We start from the raw sequence: 19019 nt of genomic DNA, 5'->3' as shown, positions 1-19019 counted from the left end.
TTGGTTTGAGGGCAGATTTATTAAAATACAGGGAAGAGCTGGGCTCGGAGCTGGAAAATATTCTTCAATATTGGAAGAACTATACTGTCGATCCTGTCAATGGTGGTTTTGTTGGGCGTGTAGATAATGATAACCATATCGATTTTTCTGCAGCCAAGGGAAGTGTGTTAAATGCAAGGATCCTATGGTCATTTTCAGCAGCCTTTAACCACCATCCCAACGCAGATTACCTGGATCTTGCCCATCGCGCATTTGATTATATCATCCGATATTTCTTAGATGAGCAATATGGTGGGGTATACTGGTTGCTGGATGTAAAGGGAAATCCACTGGATTCGAAGAAGCAGGTATACGCTATAGCCTTCACCATTTATGCGTTCAGTGAATACCATCTTGCCAGTGATAATGAACTGGCCAAAGAAAAAGCTATAGAATTATACGGGTGTCTGATTGACCATAGTTTTGATTCCAGGAACAGTGGCTATTTTGAAGCTTTTAGCAGGGAATGGGAAACTCTAGCTGACTTACGACTCAGTGATAAAGATGCAAATGAGAAGAAAACCATGAATACGCATTTGCATGTGCTGGAGGCTTTTACCACACTCTATAAAATCTGGCCGCATGAACAGCTCAAAGAAAGGATTAAGGGACTGATCCATGATTTTACAGCCCACATCATCGCTGAAGAAACAGGAAACCTGATTTTATTTTTTGATGAAAACTGGAAGGCTAAATCGGACATGATTTCCTATGGTCATGACATTGAAGCATCGTGGCTGCTGCTTGAAGCTGCCGAGGTGATTAGTGATGAACGTCTTTTGGGACAGATGAAATCATTGGCAGTAAAAATGGCAACACGTTCATTGGAGGGACTGGATGCTGATGGAAGTTTGCGGTATGAGTATAGTCCTTCTACAGACCATGTGGTCAAAGAAAAACACTGGTGGGTACAGGCAGAGGCTATGGTTGGTTTTTTTAATGCCTGGGAGCTATCGGGGAAAGAGTCATTTTTAAATACCAGCCTGGAGAACTGGGCTTTCATAAAGAAAAATATCCTCAATAAGGAGCATGGAGAATGGTTCTGGGGATTAACAGAAAGCGGCGCAATCATGTCGGCTGAGGATAAAGTGGGTATTTGGAAATGTCCTTATCATAACAGCAGGGCTTGTATTGAAGTCATCAAAAGGATCTCTTCCATTGAAAGAGGAGCCGGCTAGGACACCAGACTCCTTTTTAAATGATCGCTGGTCAGACTGTTGTTAAGATCTGATGAATTCCAGAATGTCTTTATTGATTGTAGCTGCTTCAGTAGTTGGCATTCCATGCGGGAAACCCGGGTAAGAGATGAGTTTACCATTGGGCAACAGGCCTGCCGCTTTAGGTGCAGTGATCGCATAGGGAACAATCTGATCATCTTCACCATGCATCACCAGTACAGGAATTTCCACACTCTTAAGATCTTCTGTGAAATCTGTTTCTGAGAAGGCTTTGATCCCTTCATAATGTGCTTTTACAGATCCCATCATTCCCTGGCGCCACCAGTTATTTTTGATGCCCTCAGCTACTTTCGCTCCTTCGCGGTTATATCCGTAAAATGCAGTGGTAAAATCGTGAAAATATTGTGGCCTGTTAAAGCCTGTACCTTCCCGTATCTCATCAAAAACAGACAAGGGTACCCCTTCAGGATTGCTGTCATTTTGTACCATAAGTGGCGTCACCGCACTGATGAGTACTGCTTTTGCCACCCTGCCTTTTCCATGTTTTGCCACATAACGGATGACCTCACCACCACCTGTGGAATGACCAATATGTATGGCGTCTTTGAGGTCGAGGGCTTCAGTTAATTCTGCGACGTCAGCTACATAATTGTCCATGTTATGGCCTTCTGAAGTCTGGCTGGATCTTCCATGACCACGACGGTCATGTGCAATCACCCTGTATCCCTGTTGCAGGAAAAACATCATCTGAGCATCCCAGTCATCACTGGATAATGGCCATCCATGATGAAAAACAATAGGCTGTCCCGTTCCCCAGTCTTTGTAATAAATTTCAGTTCCGTCTTTTACTTTAATCGTACTCATACTGTTGATCTTTTTATAAAAAAATAATTAGTTACACAAATGGAGGCCACATCATACCCAGTTGATGATCTTCAGACCGAGGTTGATTCATTTTGATGAACTGTTGTTGATGTATCCCTATCTTCTGAAAACTTACAATTAGTATGCCGGTAGTTTAAGTGTCTGAAAATCAAAATTTAATCTTGAGATGTTGTGTTGATGATTCGCTTTATATCGTCAATTTACGGCATGCTTACGAAAAGGATGTTTTTTATAGAAGACATTCTTCCACTATAAAGGAGAAAGATTTATGTGTAAGATGGGGAGATCCATGGCTGCATCATTTAATTTTAGGTGCCGATCGCACAGCATGTGATAAATTGTTTTATCTATTGGGTGTTATCGTTATTTATTTGTCTCTTTGCAAAGCCAAATATCCTTTTTTATATTTATTCATCCCGAAATTCAACTACAGTATTTATTCGTAGGTAAGCTACTTATTTAATTACCACGAGCGCAGTCTGGCAAAAAAGAACAACACTTATAAATGAAAAGAATATACGATTTTTGGTTTGAGCTAATAGGGAGCCCATCAGCATTTCCATTGGAGAGCAGGGTATTTCATTCCATTAGTGTTGGGCTGATTGTTCTTGCTGCCATATACGTACCCTATAACCTTTATGCAGGGCTATATGTAGGTTCTCTGTCAGCTTTGCTGATGGGTTTATTCTTTTGCAACAGGTATTATTATTCCAGGTACCTGGGTATACCACACAACAGTACCATGTTTGGTGTAATGGGAATCCTGATTTTCGGGGTCAATTATTTTACCAACTCCGGTATCAATGGTTCTACGGATCTGATCTGGCCTGCCTATCTGTTGCTTGTCTTTGCCATTTCCCCATATCATCAGCATTTTAAATGGCTGATGGTGTATTTGCTGGGCTTTTTGATCTTGCATCTTTTGGAATATCAATATCCTTTACTGGTAAAATACCCTTTTACCGCTGGAAGGGGACAGTTCATCGACCGTGTGACTGCATTTCCCATTCCGGTGGTGACTATTTTTATCGTCATCAGGTTCATCAGGCAAAGTTATGATAAAGAAAGGCAGGCCGCTGAAGAAAAGACGATAGCCGTAGAACGAAGTAAAGAGCAGATTCTCTTACAAAAAGATCAGCTGGAACAAAGTAATATTGAAAAAAATAAGCTGATGTCTATCATCTCGCATGATTTGCGTACACCACTACAGAATGTGCAGAATTACCTGGAGTTACTGAATGAGCAGGATATAGAAGATAAGGAACGTCGTTTGGTGGAAAAGGCATTGCTGAAATCAACCAATAATGCGATGGAGATACTGTCGAACCTGTTGCATTGGTCGAAGTCGCAAATGGAAGGCCCTTCAGTGCATCTGATGGAAGTAAAACTACTAAGTGTACTGCTGAGTACATTGGAAATGGAAAAGTTGCATGCCGCCAAGAAAGGAATTAACCTTGACTACCAGGTGCCGCCGGAATTGGTGGTGAGGGCAGATATTGATATGCTTCAGTTGGTCGTACGTAATCTCATCAGCAATGCGGTGAAGTTTACGCCCTATGGAGGAACTATCAGTGTGGATGCACAGCTGCTGCATGGAGAATGTAAGATTACGGTTAGTGATACCGGTAACGGTATTCCACAGGAGCTGAAACAACATATTTTCTCCGTGAAGGCAGAGCCATCCTTTGGTACGAACAACGAAAGAGGTGTTGGTCTGGGACTGGTATTGTGCAAGGAATTTATTGAGCGGCAGGGTGGAACTATAGGGTTTGAAAGCGACCTGGGACTGGGATCCAGATTTTTCATTTTTGTACCATTGAACCGGCAGAATAGCCTTGACACCTAATTATTAGCAGTCAATCTTCTGAGGATCGCCCGGCAGTTCAATTATTCTTCGGTCGGCCCATTCCCTCAATCCATTGATGAGCGGTATCAGTTCCATTGATTCCGGGGTAAGTGAATACTCTACTTTGGGAGGAACCTCCAGATAGACTTTTCTGTTCACCATTCCATCCTGCTCGAGTTCCCTGAGTGTTTGTGTAAGCATCTTTGTTGTAATGCCTTTCAGCAAGCGCTTCAGTTCGCCATATCTCAGGACCTGGTGTGCATTCAGATACCATAATATTCGTCCCCGGTACTTTCCGCCTATGCGTTGGAACACAAAATCTACTGCGCAATAGGCCTTAACTTCTTCTGTTTTCATTTATTTGAAATTTAATCTGCTGATAATCAGCATTAGATTATAAAAGGTATGTAGGTTACTTAAAAGTACATACTTGATACAAATATACCATAACCCTAGTTTTGAAAGAAAAAAACATGAACAGAAGAACGGTATTGAAACAGACGGCAGGTATTGTATTGTTGGGATTGGTGGATATCAAAAGTTTGTTTGCGAAGGTCAATGCTGCAGATAGACATCAAAACGATGGATTCCATCAATTTAAACTTGGAAAACTGGATATCACTGTGATCAGTGACGGACATATTCTTATGACCCCAGTACAACCTAATTTTGCTCCAGGAGTTCCCGGCCGGGAAGTTGAAAAAGTCCTCAAAGACAATTTTGCATCTGTATCTACAGTAGACCTTGGCATTAATATTCTGGTGATAAAATCTGAAGCGCGGGTTATCCTAATCGATACGGGATGCGGTTCCCATTTCGGAACAAATTCCGGATGGCTTACAAAGAACCTGCTCAAAGCCGGGATACTTCCTGCACAGGTCACCGATGTAGTGATCACTCATGCCCATCCTGATCATATCGGTGGTTTAACCGATGGCGGGGGGCAGTTGGCTTTTCCTGATGCAGAGGTCTATCTTTCAAAAACTGAATATGATTTCTGGATGTCCCCATCGCCTGATTTCTCAAAAAGTAAACTGACAGATGAAGCCCTTAAGCGCATGGTGACGGATGTGGCGAGAAAAAATATTGATGCCGCTTCGTCACGCCTGCATTTTTTTGGGGATGGGGAAGAAATATTGGGATGTATAAAGACAATGCTCGCCCCTGGACATACACCTGGCCATACGGTTATACAACTATTTTCAGAAGCGGAGAAACTTTACCATGTCGCTGATCTGGTGCATTCGGAAGTGCTGGTATTTGAGCATCCGGAATGGGGTTTTGAGGGGGATACTGACTTTAATCTCGCGGTAAGCACCCGCCGAAAGGTGCTGGAAGAACTCACCGCAAGCAGAGCCCTGGTTTTTTCTTATCATTTACCCTGGCCGGGATTAGGGCATGTCAGAAAAAAGAAATCTGGGTTTGAGTGGGTACAAAAAACATTTGCACTTCCTTATTGATAAGAGGAAGTAATCAACTGATACTGTATATTTTTCCATACTATTCAGCTATCATTTATCCTGTTTTGCTACACCTGAACAGGTTGGACAGCTTGTCTTTCCGACCTGATCTGGTGCATGCGGAAGGGGATCAGGTGTTGTAGTGATTTTCGGGGTTTCAGCAATAGCAGGTCTGTTGCCAAAGCTTTATAGGCTTCTTTTACCTCCTTATCGCTTTCCATCATTCCCGGAACAGCGTACAGGGCAACGTGAATAGCACAATCAACAAGTTTAGCTGAAAGATCTTTTGTTTTCATAGTTGAAGATAAATACAAAAGCTATGCCCATCCTGAGTGATCCGGTTTGTGGCAGATACCGGTAAGGCATTTTTCAGAAAAGCATTTTAATATGGTTCAATATCGAACCGCGCAGGATACGTAAAGCTTTCCTCATGTGCTGTTCCACCGTATTTTCAGAGATCTGCAACGAATTCGCAATTTCTTTGTTGCTGAAATATTGTTTACGGCTTAAATTAAACACCGTGCGACATTGCTGCGGCAGTTTTTCAATTTCCTCATTGAGTAATTTTTCCAGTTCACGGGTTTCTATAAAAGCTGTGGTGGAATGATCTGCTTCATTGTAATAGGCAAAAAGATGGTCTTCATACTTTCTACGGACAAAGTCGTGCCTGTATTTGTCCATAATTTTATTTTTCAGGATGACATACAGGAATGCCAATACAGAGCTGAGAGCCGTTAATGATTGTTTATTTTTATAAAAGGACAAAAAAGAATCCTGTACTATTTCTTCTGCTGTAATACGGTCGCCAGTTTTTTGCATGGCCACAGCTAAAAGCTTGACAGCGTATTTCTTATATAATGCTTCAAATGCGGATTCGTCACCCTGTTGCCAAAGCAACAACAACTCGGAATCACTACGTAGTTCAGGCATTTAGATACAGTTTTATATTTGGTTGGGGGTAAGATAAAAAAAAATATCATAGGAATAACGGTTGGGCATGACTTAAACGTCATATAAATAATCGGCCCTCTAAAATTCATGAGATGTACTGAAGGGGATTGAATTAACCAAATAACTGTATGGATAATAAACGTATCAAAGCCTTATTCGAGCGTTTGCATAAAAACAAGTATTCAGAGGGAGATCTTGCGGAACTGGACAACTGGTATCATTCGTTAAATGAAGACCAGGGGGACATGCAGGCATGGCTGGCAGAAGCAGAGAGCGAAAGTCAGCTTGCGGATCATTTGTATACCACCTATCTTCAGAAAGTTAAGCAGCAGAAAAGAAGAGTATTGTTAAAAAATACTTTACGGATGGCGGCCGCTATTTTAATCATTGTTGCTGTTGGGATGCTGATCCATAAGCCTGCCGGGCCGAAGGTGCCGCAGCTGGTTAAAAATAGGGTACCTGTTCCGGTCATTAAACCGGCAAGAAATATTGCGATGCTTACGCTGGCTGATGGATCGAAGATTCCCCTGGATGAGGCACAGAAAGGTAATTTGACCACCCAGGCCGGTATCAGTATCCGTAAAACTGCAGAAGGGAAGCTGATCTACGTAAAAGCAGATGGTTCAAAAATAGATGCCGGCCAGGCCTCCAAAACCTTTAATAAAATTGAAATCCCCCGTGCAGGAAAATACGAACTCGTTTTGCCAGATGGAAGTAAGGTATGGCTCAATGCTGCTTCTTCCTTACGTTACCCGGTAGTATTTGCGGGTAATGAACGTGTGGTAGAGCTTTCCGGGGAAGCGTATTTTGAAGTTGCCCACAACAGGAAAGCACCTTTCAGGGTAATCACAGGCAGGCAAACCTTAACTGTTCTGGGAACACATTTCAATGTGAAAGGGTATCCTGAAGATCAGCGTATCTCTACTACACTTCTTCAGGGGAGTGTAGCCGTGAAAAACACCCTTTCCAATCAGTCAATGTTATTGGTTCCCGGAAAACAGGCTGATCTTTCTGCAGATGAAATCCGTATGTCCACTGCCAATGTTGATCAGGTGATGGCCTGGAAAAATGGGTATTTCATCTTCGATAACCAGGATATCAAAAGTATCATGACACTGGTCAGCAGATGGTACGATGTAGATGTCATTTATCACCTAAAAAAATCTGAACGTTTCGGAGGTACTTTTTCGCGTTCTTCCAACCTGAAGGAATTACTGAAAAATATGGAAATGTTAGGAGATATTCATTTTGAACTAGAAGAAAGGAGGGTAACCGTCTCGAACTGATTTTACTTTGCCAATTTACACAACCAAATATAAATTGCCTTGAGCAGGTTTCAGTATTGATCCTGCAGGCCTGAACGGGTAGCGTAAGATCTTATCAAAAAAACAACCTTAAAAAAACAAGGAGCCCCCACAGCTCCCTGTTTGTCAGTCCGGGGACTGAATTAGGGAACCAAATATTGCAACTAACAATAAACGTTGATTAAACCCTTTTCCAAATGTATAAAAAATATTCTGAATTAATTTTCAGGGATAATGCCCCTCTATTGCTCAAATTTTTGCTAAGGATGAAGCTTATAATTGTAATCTTAACCACCACATTCTTCCAGGTACAGGCCTCTTCCGGATATGCGCAGAAGATCAGTTTGTCTGTGAAAAATGCTTCACTGACAGAAGTGATTACGCAGATCAGGAAGCAAGCCAATGTCGATTTTCTGTACAATAATCTCTCTACCGTGGCGATGAAGCCCATCAGTGTGGAGGTTAAAAATGAAGAACTGTCGAAGGTGCTCGAACTTTGCCTTGCCGGTCAGCCGCTGAGTTTCAGGATCCAGAATAAAATTGTGCTCATTACCAGAAAACCGGAGCTGAAGGTGATTGAAATGGTCGATCGTGAAGTGACTGGAACGGTCACCGATGAAAAAGGGGTTCCCTTGCCAAGTGTCATCGTACAGGTTAAAAATGGAACGGCCTCTGTAGCTACCGATATCAATGGCAAATACAAAATCCGTGTACCTGATCATCAGGCCGTTTTACTTTTCAGGTATGTTGGTTATATCCTGCAGGAGCTTCCTGTGGGTGATAAATCAGTGATCAATGTGTCTATGCGTGTGGAAGAATCCGGATTGGAAGAAGTTGTTGTTGTCGGTTATGGAACACAGAAACAAAAGGATTTGACAGGCTCTGTGGTCTCTTTAAGTGCTGAAGATTTTAATAAAGGAACACAACTTGCGCCCCAGCAATTGTTGCAGGGTAAGATTGCGGGAGTGAACATTTCACAAAACAGTGGTAAACCGGGAGCTTCCAATACGGTGAGAATCAGGGGTGGTACCTCTCTGACGGGATCAAATGATCCTTTGTATGTCATTGATGGCGTGCCGATTTCTACATCGAGCGGTGTCAATCAGGCAAATATCCGTGGCAATGGAACAGATGTATTCGATCAGGAGCCTGTTAATCCGCTACAGACCTTAAATTCCAATGATATTGAATCCATTACGGTATTGAAAGATGCCTCTGCTACTGCTATTTACGGTTCCCGGGGAGCCAATGGGGTGATCGTGATTACCACAAAAAAGGGTAAAGATGGCAAACCGCAGGTGACTTACAATGGAACTACAGGGATTTCTACAGTAGCCAATAAACTGGAGATGCTGACGGCTGACCAATACCGTGCACTGGGAAGTTCCCTGAATATCATTATAGACGATAAGGGAGCAAATACTAACTGGCAGGACGAAATTTACCGTACTGCGATTAATCAGGACCATAACCTGTCCCTGTCGGGTGGAAATGCCAAAACAGTATACCGTACCTCGCTGGGTTATGGTAAAATGCAGGGTGTAATGCTGGCTTCAGATATGGAACAGGCAAATGTGCTGACGAGTATCAACCATTCTGCACTTGACGACAGGCTGAAGTTCGACCTGAAAATTAACTATGGCCAGAATAAAACCAATGCTTCTCCGGTTTCCAATACGGTAGGGAGTGAGGCAGGAACAAGTATGAATTATGAAAGTTATATTTTCAATCCTACTTATCCTATATATGGCACTGATGGCAGTTATAATCATGTATTGCCATTCCGTATTAATCCGGTATCGTTTTCTACTGATGTGATTGATGAGAAAGTAAACCAGCGTTTACTGGGTGATTTGTCGACCACCTTTAAGATCATTGACCCCTTAAGTATCAATGTGAACCTGGGGTATACACGTCAGTCGGTAGACAGGAACTCTTACATCAGTAAGGACAATCCTTTGGGTGCCGGCCTTGGCGGGTATGCCAGTGTACAGAAATTATTCGATTACAGTAAGCTGATCGAGACAGTGCTCAGGTTCAATAAAACCTATGGCAAACATGCCATAGATGCCATTGGTGGTTATTCCTACCAGTATTTTGTAAATGAAGGCAACAGGACCACCGCTTCAGGATTTTTATCTGATGAATTTAAGTGGTATAGTCTGCAGGCCGCACGTACCATTGCAAGTGTAAGCAGTTACAAAGAAAGCAATACACTGATCTCTATGTATGGCAGGATTAACTATAATTATGACAGCAGGTTCCTGTTTACGGGTACAGTAAGGCGTGACGGCTCAAGCCGTTTTGGTTCTGGTCACCAGTGGGGGGTATTTCCTTCAGGTTCCCTGGCCTGGCGTATTTCTCAGGAAGATTTCTTCCATGTGAAGAGTATTTCTGACCTGAAATTGCGTGTCAGTTATGGGATAACGGGTAACCAGGAAATCGGTAACCTCAATTCCATCACGACACTCGGAGCCAGTACGGTAGGCTACCTGATCGGCGGGGAGCGGGTAACGGTAGTTCTTCCGCAGCAATATGCCAATCCTGATCTGAAATGGGAGCAAACTGCACAGTTTAATGCTGGTATTAATTTCGGATTATTCAGTGACAGAATCCATGGCGCAATTGACGTGTACCGTAAAAAAACAACCGACCTTTTACTGTCAGTAGCCGTGCCTTCTCCTTCTGTTGTCAATACACAGCTGGCCAATGTGGGTAGTGTAGAAAATAAAGGGATTGAACTGGAACTGGGTGCAAGTGTGGTGGATAAAGCGGACTTTGGCTGGGATATCGATTTTAATATCAGTCGTAATATCAATAAAGTGCTTAGTTTATCAAATGATGCCTATAAAGGAAATAACATACAGATTGCTCCTTTACAAGGTACGGTAGCAGGTTCTTATGCACAGTTGATCCAGCCTGGCTATCCCCTTGGAACATTTTTCGGGAAAAAATATATTGGTTTAGTGAATGGTATTGAACAGTATGAAGCAACAGACCAGGTGATTGGGAGTGCACAGCCCGACTTCATTTATGGGTTGAGCAATACCTTCAGGTACAAAGACTGGACGCTTGGTTTCAGCCTGAGGGGAACTGTTGGAAATGATGTGTACAACCTTACCGGAAACAACCTGGCCTATAAAAGTAATCTTCCCGGTAAAAATATTCTGGCCTCGTCAATTGACGATGGTGTGGCCAGGGAACAGCCTAAAATTTACTCCTCAAAATGGATAGAAAATGGATCCTTCCTGAGACTGGACAACCTGACAATGGGCTATAATTTTAAAGTGAAAGATAGTTTTCTGTCGAATGCAAGGGTATTTCTGATTGCTCAGAACCTGTTTGTTATCACTAAATACTCGGGATTAGATCCGGAAGTGAATTCTGAAATTTCAGGATCAGGTACTGCACCGCTTGGGGTAGATTACCTGAGTTATCCGAAATCCAGGAGCATCAGTATTGGTGCAAGTATATCTTTTTAAGGGCTAAATTTTACATTTAATATTCAGAGAAATGAAAATATCATTAGGCATAAAATTAGGAATTCTTTTTACAGTTGTCCTTTGCAGTTGCACCAAACTGGACGAAGAACAATTCGGAAGACTTTCTCCATCCACCTATTATAAAACAGAACAGGAGGCCTTGTCTTCTGTGGCAGGTATATATCAGGCTTTATCAGAAGTATCGAACATTAATGATCCGTGGCGTGTAGCTCAATATGCTACAGATGAATTTGTCGTTCCCGGAAGGGCAAGTGGCGGATGGTTCGACCAGAACAATATCGATATTATGCTCCACCAGGTAAAACCAGACAATCAGACCTGTGCGAGAGCCTGGAAAGCTATTTTTAAGATCATTGGAACGGCCAATGCAGTGATACAAAACCTGGAAGTATCAGGTAACGCCGCTAATTTTACTGGTGTACTTGCCGAAGCAAAAGCCTTGAGGGCATTCGGTTATTTCTATGCCATGGATTATTGGGGGAATGTACCGATTTTCACGGAAGCCCGTGTAGATGCACAGAACCTGCCCACTACAAATACCAGGGCAGAGGTCTTTCAATTTATTGAAGAGGAGATGTTAAAAGCTGCGAATGACTTACCTTCAATCAAGACGGTCAACAGAACGGCTTATTATCCAAGACTTACCAAAGAAGCCGTTTATACCTCACTGGCTACGTTATACATCAATGCGGAAGTCTATTCAGGTACCGCGAGATGGGCAGATGCACTTGCGATGTGCAACAATGTCATCAATACAGGTGAGTATGCACTTGAAGCTAATGTAGTAGATAATTTTAAGGCAACAGTGGAAGAGAATTCCAGGGAAAATATCTTCTCCTTTTCTATTGACCCTACAAAAACTGCCGGTTCCAACCAGTTTATACTGTATGCGCAATCGGGGCTTGCCCAGCTGAAATATAACCTGCCTTTTGCTCCTGCAAACGGATACAGTACATTCAAAGAAGCTTTAAACCGGTATGAGGACGTGGATAACCGCAAGAAATTAATTGAATACGGGCCACAAACGTATGCAAACGGAGCGCCGTTACTGGACAGCAAAGGAGTTCAGCTGGTACTGGTGGATGTGAAAGATTATATTGCTGCACAGGACAATGAAGGGTATAGGGTATTAAAATATGTACCTGACAATGTAACCTGGGCGGGTAACAGCGCTGACAATGACCTGGTGCTCCTGCGGTATGCGGATGTGTTACTGATGAAGGCAGAGGCCTTGTTCAGAACTGGAGATGCAGGAACAGCTTTAACGCTGGTGAATCAGGTAAGGGACAGGAGCAAAGCAACGATTTTAACTTCGCTGACGCTTAAGAACATTGAAGAAGAGCGTGCCCGTGAGTTTATCTGGGAGGGGCAGCGTCGTCGTGATATGATCCGTTTCGGAACTTTCTTTACCGGTACCTGGACTTTCAAAACTACGCAGACTCCGCAATGGAGAGGTATTTTTCCAATTCCTACCGAGCAGATTGCAGCAAATCCCAATCTCAAACAAAACCCTAATTATTAGGAACCGTATACACTGTCTTTAATGGAAGGATGTTTCCATTAAAGACAGTGATTGTGTATACTTTTACATCCGTTAATAATTGATTACCTTCTATATATGTCACCTATTATTTAATTATAAAAAATGATGATTAAAGCAATAAAAAAATTCAGCATTTTTATTTTCATTCTCAGTGTTACTTCCCTGCACGCACAAATTAAAAGTGGCTTGACAGGAATCAGGGATACTTCTTTCAGTAATCATTCCGCTTATCTGCACGCTTTAAAAAGTCACAAAGACATCAGCCTGGTTGGAGAAATGCCTTCCGCGGAAGTGAAGGAATCGAGAGACCTGGTCTACTGTACGATAGGCGGACGAAAATTGCATATTGATGCATTTGAGCCGGCCGCGAAATCGGGCAAGCCCCATCCGGCAGTACTCATTATTCATGGGGGAGGCTGGCGCTCCGGTAACCGCGGGCAGCATATTCCATTGGCACAAAGTTTGGCTAAAGCGGGTTATGTGGCCTATACTGTGGAATATCGCCTGTCTACTGAAGCACTTTATCCGGCGGCCATCTATGATGTGAAAGCGGCGCTGCGGTGGATCCGTTCCAATGCAAAGAAGTACCATACCAACCCTGGTCAGCTGGCTGTTCTTGGTTTTTCGGCGGGTGGGGAGATGGCCTCTTTTGTAGGGGTCACGTCGGGAAATCCGAAATATGAAGACAAAAGCTGTTCAAAAGGATTTTCCAGCGATGTGCAGGCTGTTATTGATGTGGACGGAACCTTGTCATTTGTTCATCCGGAATCCAGTGAAGGTGACGACAGCCGTTCCATTTCGGCGGGAACCTACTGGTTTGGCGTAGGCAGGAAGGATAACCCTGAATTATGGGCCGATGCTTCTCCTTTAAAACATGTGGAAAACAATAAAGCTCCTTTTCTATTCATCAACAGCAGTGTAGACAGGATGCATGCCGGCCGTGATGACTTCAGAAAGGTATTGGATAAAAACAATATATATTCGGAGGTGCATACTTTTGAGGCGTCGCCACATACATTCTGCCTGTTGAATCCCTGGTTTACACCAACTGTTAACTATATTACTGCATTTTTAGACAAGGTATTTAAATAAAATCCGGTAGGGCCATGATCAGCTCCTGAATATGGCCCTTTTTTAGGCAAGGGCTTCTTTTTTGCGCTGGTGATAAATCAGAATGGCAAGTATAAAGCCGGTGAAGACCACACAGGTACTAAAGGCAAAAATGTACATCATTCCAAAATGGCTGGCAACTGCACCGACCAATGGTCCGGTGATGCCTAAGGAAATATCAATAAATAGTCCGTACCCACCAAGTGCTGCACCTTTATTTGATGGCGGAACCAGTTTTACGGCTTCCACCCCCAGGGCAGGGAAGAGGAGTGAAAAGCCAAGTCCGGCAATTCCTGCACCAAGAATAGCCACTTGTGGTCCATTGGCCATCCATAAAATCATTAATCCCAAGGATTCCAGGGCAAGGCAGGCCACGGCAGTCTTCATGCCACCGTATAGATTCATAAAGCGGGCGAAAATGATCCGTCCGATAATAAATAATATACTGAAGACAGACAGGCACAATACCGCACCGGTCCAGTTAAAAAAGGCATAATATAAGGTGATGAAAGTCGAAATTGTACCAAATCCCAATCCGCCAAGTGCCAGGCAGATCCCGTAGGGGGCAACTGTTTTAAGTACCTGCAGGAAAGGTTGCCGGGGTGCATCATGATTACCCCTCAGGGCCTGTTTACTTCTGGCGTATAACCATCCGCCTATTCCTACCATTACGATGAGTATTCCGATACTCCCGATTCCAAAGTTATTATTGAGGACTACACCCAGCGGGGCACCTGCGGCCAGTGCACCATAACTGGCAATACCATTAAAGGAAATAGCTTTGCCGGTATGCTGATCGCCCACAGCGAAGATGGCCCAGTTGATCGGACTTGCACCAATCAGTCCCTCCGCAAATCCTGTCATTAAACGCGTGACCATCAGTATTCCAAGACTCAATGCGGGGATATCCTTCATCAGATAAGCGGCAAACAGAAGAATCCCGCTAAGGGTAAAACCTATCATCCCCATAAGGACGGCAGGTTTCGGGCCTTTTTTATCGACAATATTTCCGGCATAACCCCTGAGTAAAAATGTAGTCACGTACTGCATACTGATGACAATTCCGGCTACAAATGTACTGTAGCCCAGTTCCTGGTGGATGAAAATTGGCAATACTGCCAGAGATAAACCGATAGTAAAATAACCAATGAATGTAAATGCGACAAAGCTAATTATTGTTGATGCTGCCTTTGATAAAAAGGGGCCATCAGTTGTTTCTGATTGCATAATTGTTAAAACGCTGTATAGTTTACAAAGTTAAGGACTATCAAAAAAGCATTGTCATTTGAATGGCAGGAAAAAGAACAATTACATTCAATTCACATCAACTATAAGTTCCAGGGGCTGGTTTAATCAATAAGCAGATTGCTCCACAGTGCTAAAATTGTAAACTTTATCACCTCAAAACAACTATCCATTGCCGGAGAATGATTTGCAAACTGATCATAAATCGATCCTTGTTTTGCTTATTTTTTAATAAAAGGTAGTGTGATCTGGGAAAATTAATAAAACATCAAAAATTAAATCAACTCTTGTAAATCTGGAAATAAATCCTTCAGTTTAGGGAAAATATAGTTTATGGTTATTATTATTCAGTGTGCTGATCAGACGGGTTTAGTTTCGGCGATCACAGGAGTGCTTGCAGCAAAGAAGCTGAACATCGTTTCTTTACGTGAGCACGTTGATCCAACAGAAAATAGGTTTTACATGCGTCTGGAAGTCACCGAACTATTCGATTCAGAATTACTGGAGAGTGAGTTCAACCAGGTACTCCCTGACGGGGCATCGGTGACGATAAATCCTTTACCTAATAAGAAGATTGCGGTGATGGTGACCAAAGAATACCATTGCCTGACCGATATCCTGGTGAGAAATTATTTCAATTCCCTGGGGGCGACAGTATCCGTGGTGATTGGTAACCACCCTGATTTAACAGATATATGTGTACGTTTCGATATTCCGTTTTTCCTGGTTTCTCATGAGAATAAGGATAAACAAACCTTCGAACTGGAGATTACAGAGATCATAGGGCGTTATCATCCCGACTATATTGTACTGGCTAAATTTATGCGCATTCTGTCACCTGATTTCATTGCGCGTTTTCCGAGAAAAATTATCAATATCCACCATTCATTTTTGCCGGCTTTCATCGGGGCAAATCCGTATAGGCAGGCATTCGACCGGGGCGTGAAATTAATTGGCGCAACCGCGCATTTTGTAACGAACGACCTGGATGAGGGGCCGATTATTACACAGCAGACCATTCCGGTGAATCACTCCCATTTAACTGCACATATGGTAAAGGCAGGAAAGGAAATAGAGACATCTGTACTGGGGAAAGCCCTCAGTTTATTGTTTGATGACCGTGTATTCGTGTACAGGAACAAAACTGTGGTATTCGACTGGTAAGTTGTTCTATAAAGGTGAAAAATACTTAAAACCGGGTATTTTTATGATCATTACTTTTATTCATTTTTGCTCCATAGCAATGCTATAGATTAAACATTGCCTTGGTGTGTAGGCGATGTTTAAAAGCTGATAGAAAAATACATAACGTCTCTCAACGAAGTATATTTTTATTTCAATCTGTTTATGCTGGGAATAGGTGTAAAGCCTATTCTCCACATAATCCAGTGCCATCCCGCAGCAATCAGTTACCAGCAAGATGTAAAGAGTTCCTGATCTCATTTTCTGATGTTCCTTCAGTATAAAATGACATCAGGCTATTCACCCCGCAGGAAACCATACTTTCAACTGCAGCATCCGTATAAAAAGCCATATGCTGTGTCATGATGACATTGGGGAATTGTCTTAGGTAAGCCATTTCCCTGTTCTTGATAATTTCTGTCCTTCTGTCAAAGTGATAGATCCCGGCTTCATTTTCAAACACGTCAAGTCCCAATGCGCCTATCTTTTCGTGTTCAATCGCATCAATTAAATCGGTATTGTTCATCAGTTCACCTCTGGAACAGTTGATCAGGATCACACCATTCTTCATCTTGTCCAGAGATTGTTTGTTGATCATTTGTGCGGTACTTTCAAATAGGGGGATATGCAGGCTGATGACATCAGATGCTGCATAAAGTTCTTCAAGGCTAGTGTAAGTGGCTTTTTCAGCTACCAGATCATTCCGGAAATGATCATAGGCGAGTATTTTACAACCGAATCCGGAAAGATTGTCTATTACTTTTGCCCCTATTTTCCCGGTTCCGATTATACCTATGGTCAGGTCCTTCATTTCTCTTCCCTGTAATCCAAATAAAGAATAATCATTCACATTGGCACGGAACATCGCTTGTTTATATTTTCTGAGCGACATTAAGATCAGCATCACTGTATAATCCGCCACGCCATGAGGCCCGTAGTTTGCATTACTGATCCTGATCTGTAATTTAGCGGCTGTTTCTACATCGATATGGTCATACCCTACAGTTCTTGTAGCCAGGAAGGGGATGTCCATCTTCTTAAGGAGTTGTAATACACCCGCGGTAATGTGGCTTCCCAGAATCGTAATCCCATCGCTTCCTTCCGCCAAATGTGCCGTTTTTTCGCTTAAGGCTTCCGTAAGACATTGAATTTCTATATGATATTTCTTTGCGAGTTGTAAAAATATTCCTTGTTCATCTTTTCTTGTGTCGTATGCGGTGATTTTCATTAAATAAATGGGTATTTTCAGATTTAAGGAGGGTAATATGTTTTTGTTCGTGTTTTTAATTGCAGTTTTTTTACTCTGTGGGGATTAAAAACTGTATTTTTTGTAAAAATAAGTAAAATTAATAGATCGACAGCAGGTTTTAATAGGCTTGGTGCAAATTATAAGAGGTCGTATATGAGCTGAGTTGCTGAATATTTATCTAAGCTAGAATGGAGAGGACTATCCTTGATGTGGTGAAAAAGATTGAGCAGATCCCAAATTAGGATGGTTATCGGGTGGGGGAATCATTCCGTGTTCAATTGAATTGAACCTGGTTTTGTAAAAGTCTCTGATGGATGTCAGAGACTTTGGTGTTTAATTTATACTTTGGTTAGAAAGGGTAAATAGGTATTAATAGGATGGTTTTAGTAAATAGTTATAAATTAATCTTTCTTTATGTCAACAAATATATCACTGTTTACGATTAGGATTAATGATTTGAATCACGGTTTTAAATAATACTGGTTTCATTTTATTAGCTAAGCTTTTTTGGATTACATGGTTTCATCAGCGCATAAAATGGAATACAGGCAGATGAATCTTTGGCTCAGCAAACACACACAAAATACGCTAACTTTACGTTAGTTTATGTACAACTGTTTGTTTGATCCTTTCCGATAATTCACTCGCTATGTTAAGGCATCTTGGAAGTAAACGTACCTATGGGCACAATGTAAAGTTAGCCGCTTTACTGAGCCTGACTGCCGGTTTTGTGAATGCAGCAGGTTTTCTTGGTTTTGCTGTTTTAACGACTAACGTAACCGGACATGCTGCGTTGTTTGGAGAGAGCATTGCCATGGGGCAATGGGAAAGTGCCAGGGTAATTACCTTGTGGATGTTTCTCTTTTTGGCTGGTGCTTTTGTTTCCAGTTTATTTGTTTCCAGCCTAGGTAAGGACCAACGGTATTCTTTTGTGGTTCCTGTGCTTATTGAAATCAGTATTTTTATCACCGTAGCTCTAACGGGTCGTTATTATGACCAGACCCTTGTATTAAAAGAAGTTTTTGCAGGCAGCCTGCTCTTCTCTATGGGAATGCAAAATGCTTTGGTCACTGTCGTTTCAGGTTCAGTAGTAAGAACTACGCACCTCACGGGAACATTTACCGACCTGGGGATTGAGTTGGCACAGGTCATCAAGTCAACAGGCGACAGGAAAACCCTGATTGGAAAGATCAAACTGCGCATGGTTATTATTCTTTTTTTTCTTGCAGGCGCATTGGGGGGGGCGTTTGTATTTCGCTTTCTTCATTTCTTCTCTTTTTTTATTCCTGTAGCCTTATTGGTCTATACCTTATTGTATGATGTTTTTCGGATTAAAATAAAGTATTATTACAGGTCAAGGGTCAAACGCTAAGCTTGCTTTTCTGTAGGTATAACTGAAATCAATTGCCTTATGCAGCATTTTTGTGATTTATTGTGTTCTTATTCTTTAAGCAGAGTTGTGTTTTGGTATTTTTGGTGGTTTATTTATCTTTTTGTTTGCTTTTTATTGTTTGTTGAGCTTGT

Annotated in this window: 15 protein-coding genes; 9 read left to right on the top strand and 6 right to left on the bottom strand. The window is 42.2% G+C overall.

The window, feature by feature from the left end; genetic code table 11:
• The first annotated feature begins 5 nt into the window (after window positions 1-5).
• On the top strand, window positions 6-1217 hold the full coding sequence (locus ACSBL2_RS20360) for an AGE family epimerase/isomerase (RefSeq protein WP_442588396.1): 1212 nt from the start codon (window positions 6-8) through the stop codon (window positions 1215-1217).
• Between the two features lie 42 nt (window positions 1218-1259).
• Here the strand turns inward: ACSBL2_RS20360 and ACSBL2_RS20355 are convergent, their stop codons facing one another.
• Window positions 1260-2081, bottom strand: coding sequence for an alpha/beta fold hydrolase (locus tag ACSBL2_RS20355; RefSeq protein WP_442588395.1), 822 nt, complete (start codon window positions 2079-2081; stop codon window positions 1260-1262).
• 526 nt (window positions 2082-2607) lie between these two features.
• On the opposite strand from ACSBL2_RS20355, the gene ACSBL2_RS20350 reads away from it, so the two are divergent.
• A complete protein-coding gene (locus tag ACSBL2_RS20350) occupies window positions 2608-3948 on the top strand; it encodes a sensor histidine kinase (protein WP_442588394.1) in 1341 nt (446 codons plus the stop codon).
• Between the two features lie 3 nt (window positions 3949-3951).
• Here ACSBL2_RS20350 and ACSBL2_RS20345 read toward each other — a convergent pair whose 3' ends face one another.
• Window positions 3952-4305 (bottom strand): winged helix-turn-helix transcriptional regulator, encoded by a 354-nt coding sequence (locus ACSBL2_RS20345; RefSeq protein WP_442588393.1) that lies wholly within the window; start codon window positions 4303-4305, stop codon window positions 3952-3954.
• A gap of 116 nt (window positions 4306-4421) precedes the next feature.
• On the opposite strand from ACSBL2_RS20345, the gene ACSBL2_RS20340 reads away from it, so the two are divergent.
• Entirely contained in the window at window positions 4422-5408 is a 987-nt protein-coding gene (locus ACSBL2_RS20340; protein ID WP_442588392.1) for an MBL fold metallo-hydrolase, read from the top strand.
• A 68-nt stretch (window positions 5409-5476) separates the two neighbouring features.
• On the opposite strand, the gene ACSBL2_RS20335 is transcribed toward ACSBL2_RS20340, so the two are convergent.
• On the bottom strand, window positions 5477-5704 hold the full coding sequence (locus ACSBL2_RS20335) for a hypothetical protein (protein ID WP_442588391.1): 228 nt from the start codon (window positions 5702-5704) through the stop codon (window positions 5477-5479).
• A gap of 73 nt (window positions 5705-5777) precedes the next feature.
• Entirely contained in the window at window positions 5778-6338 is a 561-nt protein-coding gene (locus ACSBL2_RS20330; protein WP_442588390.1) for an RNA polymerase sigma-70 factor, read from the bottom strand.
• Window positions 6339-6487: 149 nt separating this feature from the next.
• Between ACSBL2_RS20330 and ACSBL2_RS20325 the strand changes: the two genes are divergently transcribed.
• The 4 genes from ACSBL2_RS20325 to ACSBL2_RS20310 all read left to right on the top strand — a co-directional run bounded on the left by ACSBL2_RS20325 (window position 6488) and on the right by ACSBL2_RS20310 (window position 13801).
• Complete coding sequence (locus ACSBL2_RS20325) at window positions 6488-7645, top strand: FecR family protein (RefSeq protein WP_442588389.1); 1158 nt, start codon at window positions 6488-6490, stop codon at window positions 7643-7645.
• 284 nt (window positions 7646-7929) lie between these two features.
• On the top strand, window positions 7930-11145 hold the full coding sequence (locus tag ACSBL2_RS20320; RefSeq protein WP_442588388.1) for a TonB-dependent receptor: 3216 nt from the start codon (window positions 7930-7932) through the stop codon (window positions 11143-11145).
• Between the two features lie 31 nt (window positions 11146-11176).
• Entirely contained in the window at window positions 11177-12688 is a 1512-nt protein-coding gene (locus ACSBL2_RS20315; RefSeq protein WP_442588387.1) for a RagB/SusD family nutrient uptake outer membrane protein, read from the top strand.
• 123 nt (window positions 12689-12811) lie between these two features.
• Window positions 12812-13801: an alpha/beta hydrolase fold domain-containing protein gene (locus ACSBL2_RS20310; protein WP_442588386.1), complete on the top strand. Its 990-nt coding sequence runs from the start codon at window positions 12812-12814 to the stop codon at window positions 13799-13801.
• Window positions 13802-13843: 42 nt separating this feature from the next.
• On the opposite strand, the gene ACSBL2_RS20305 is transcribed toward ACSBL2_RS20310, so the two are convergent.
• Complete coding sequence (locus ACSBL2_RS20305; RefSeq protein ID WP_442588385.1) at window positions 13844-15046, bottom strand: MFS transporter; 1203 nt, start codon at window positions 15044-15046, stop codon at window positions 13844-13846.
• Between the two features lie 351 nt (window positions 15047-15397).
• Between ACSBL2_RS20305 and purU the strand changes: the two genes are divergently transcribed.
• Window positions 15398-16228, top strand: a complete 831-nt coding sequence (gene purU, locus ACSBL2_RS20300; protein ID WP_442588384.1) for a formyltetrahydrofolate deformylase — start codon at window positions 15398-15400, stop codon at window positions 16226-16228.
• A gap of 241 nt (window positions 16229-16469) precedes the next feature.
• Here purU and ACSBL2_RS20295 read toward each other — a convergent pair whose 3' ends face one another.
• Window positions 16470-17474, bottom strand: a complete 1005-nt coding sequence (locus tag ACSBL2_RS20295; protein ID WP_442588383.1) for a D-isomer specific 2-hydroxyacid dehydrogenase family protein — start codon at window positions 17472-17474, stop codon at window positions 16470-16472.
• Window positions 17475-18144: 670 nt separating this feature from the next.
• Here ACSBL2_RS20295 and ACSBL2_RS20290 point away from each other — a divergent pair.
• The gene (locus ACSBL2_RS20290) at window positions 18145-18867 is read left to right on the top strand and encodes a YoaK family protein (RefSeq protein WP_442588382.1); all 723 of its coding nucleotides are present in this window, start codon (window positions 18145-18147) and stop codon (window positions 18865-18867) included.
• The last annotated feature ends 152 nt before the right edge of the window (window positions 18868-19019 follow it).

Origin of the sequence: Pedobacter sp. AW31-3R (assembly GCF_052180285.1) — a bacterium.
Lineage (GTDB): Bacteria > Bacteroidota > Bacteroidia > Sphingobacteriales > Sphingobacteriaceae > Pedobacter.
This window is presented reverse-complemented; position numbering and strand designations above follow the sequence as displayed.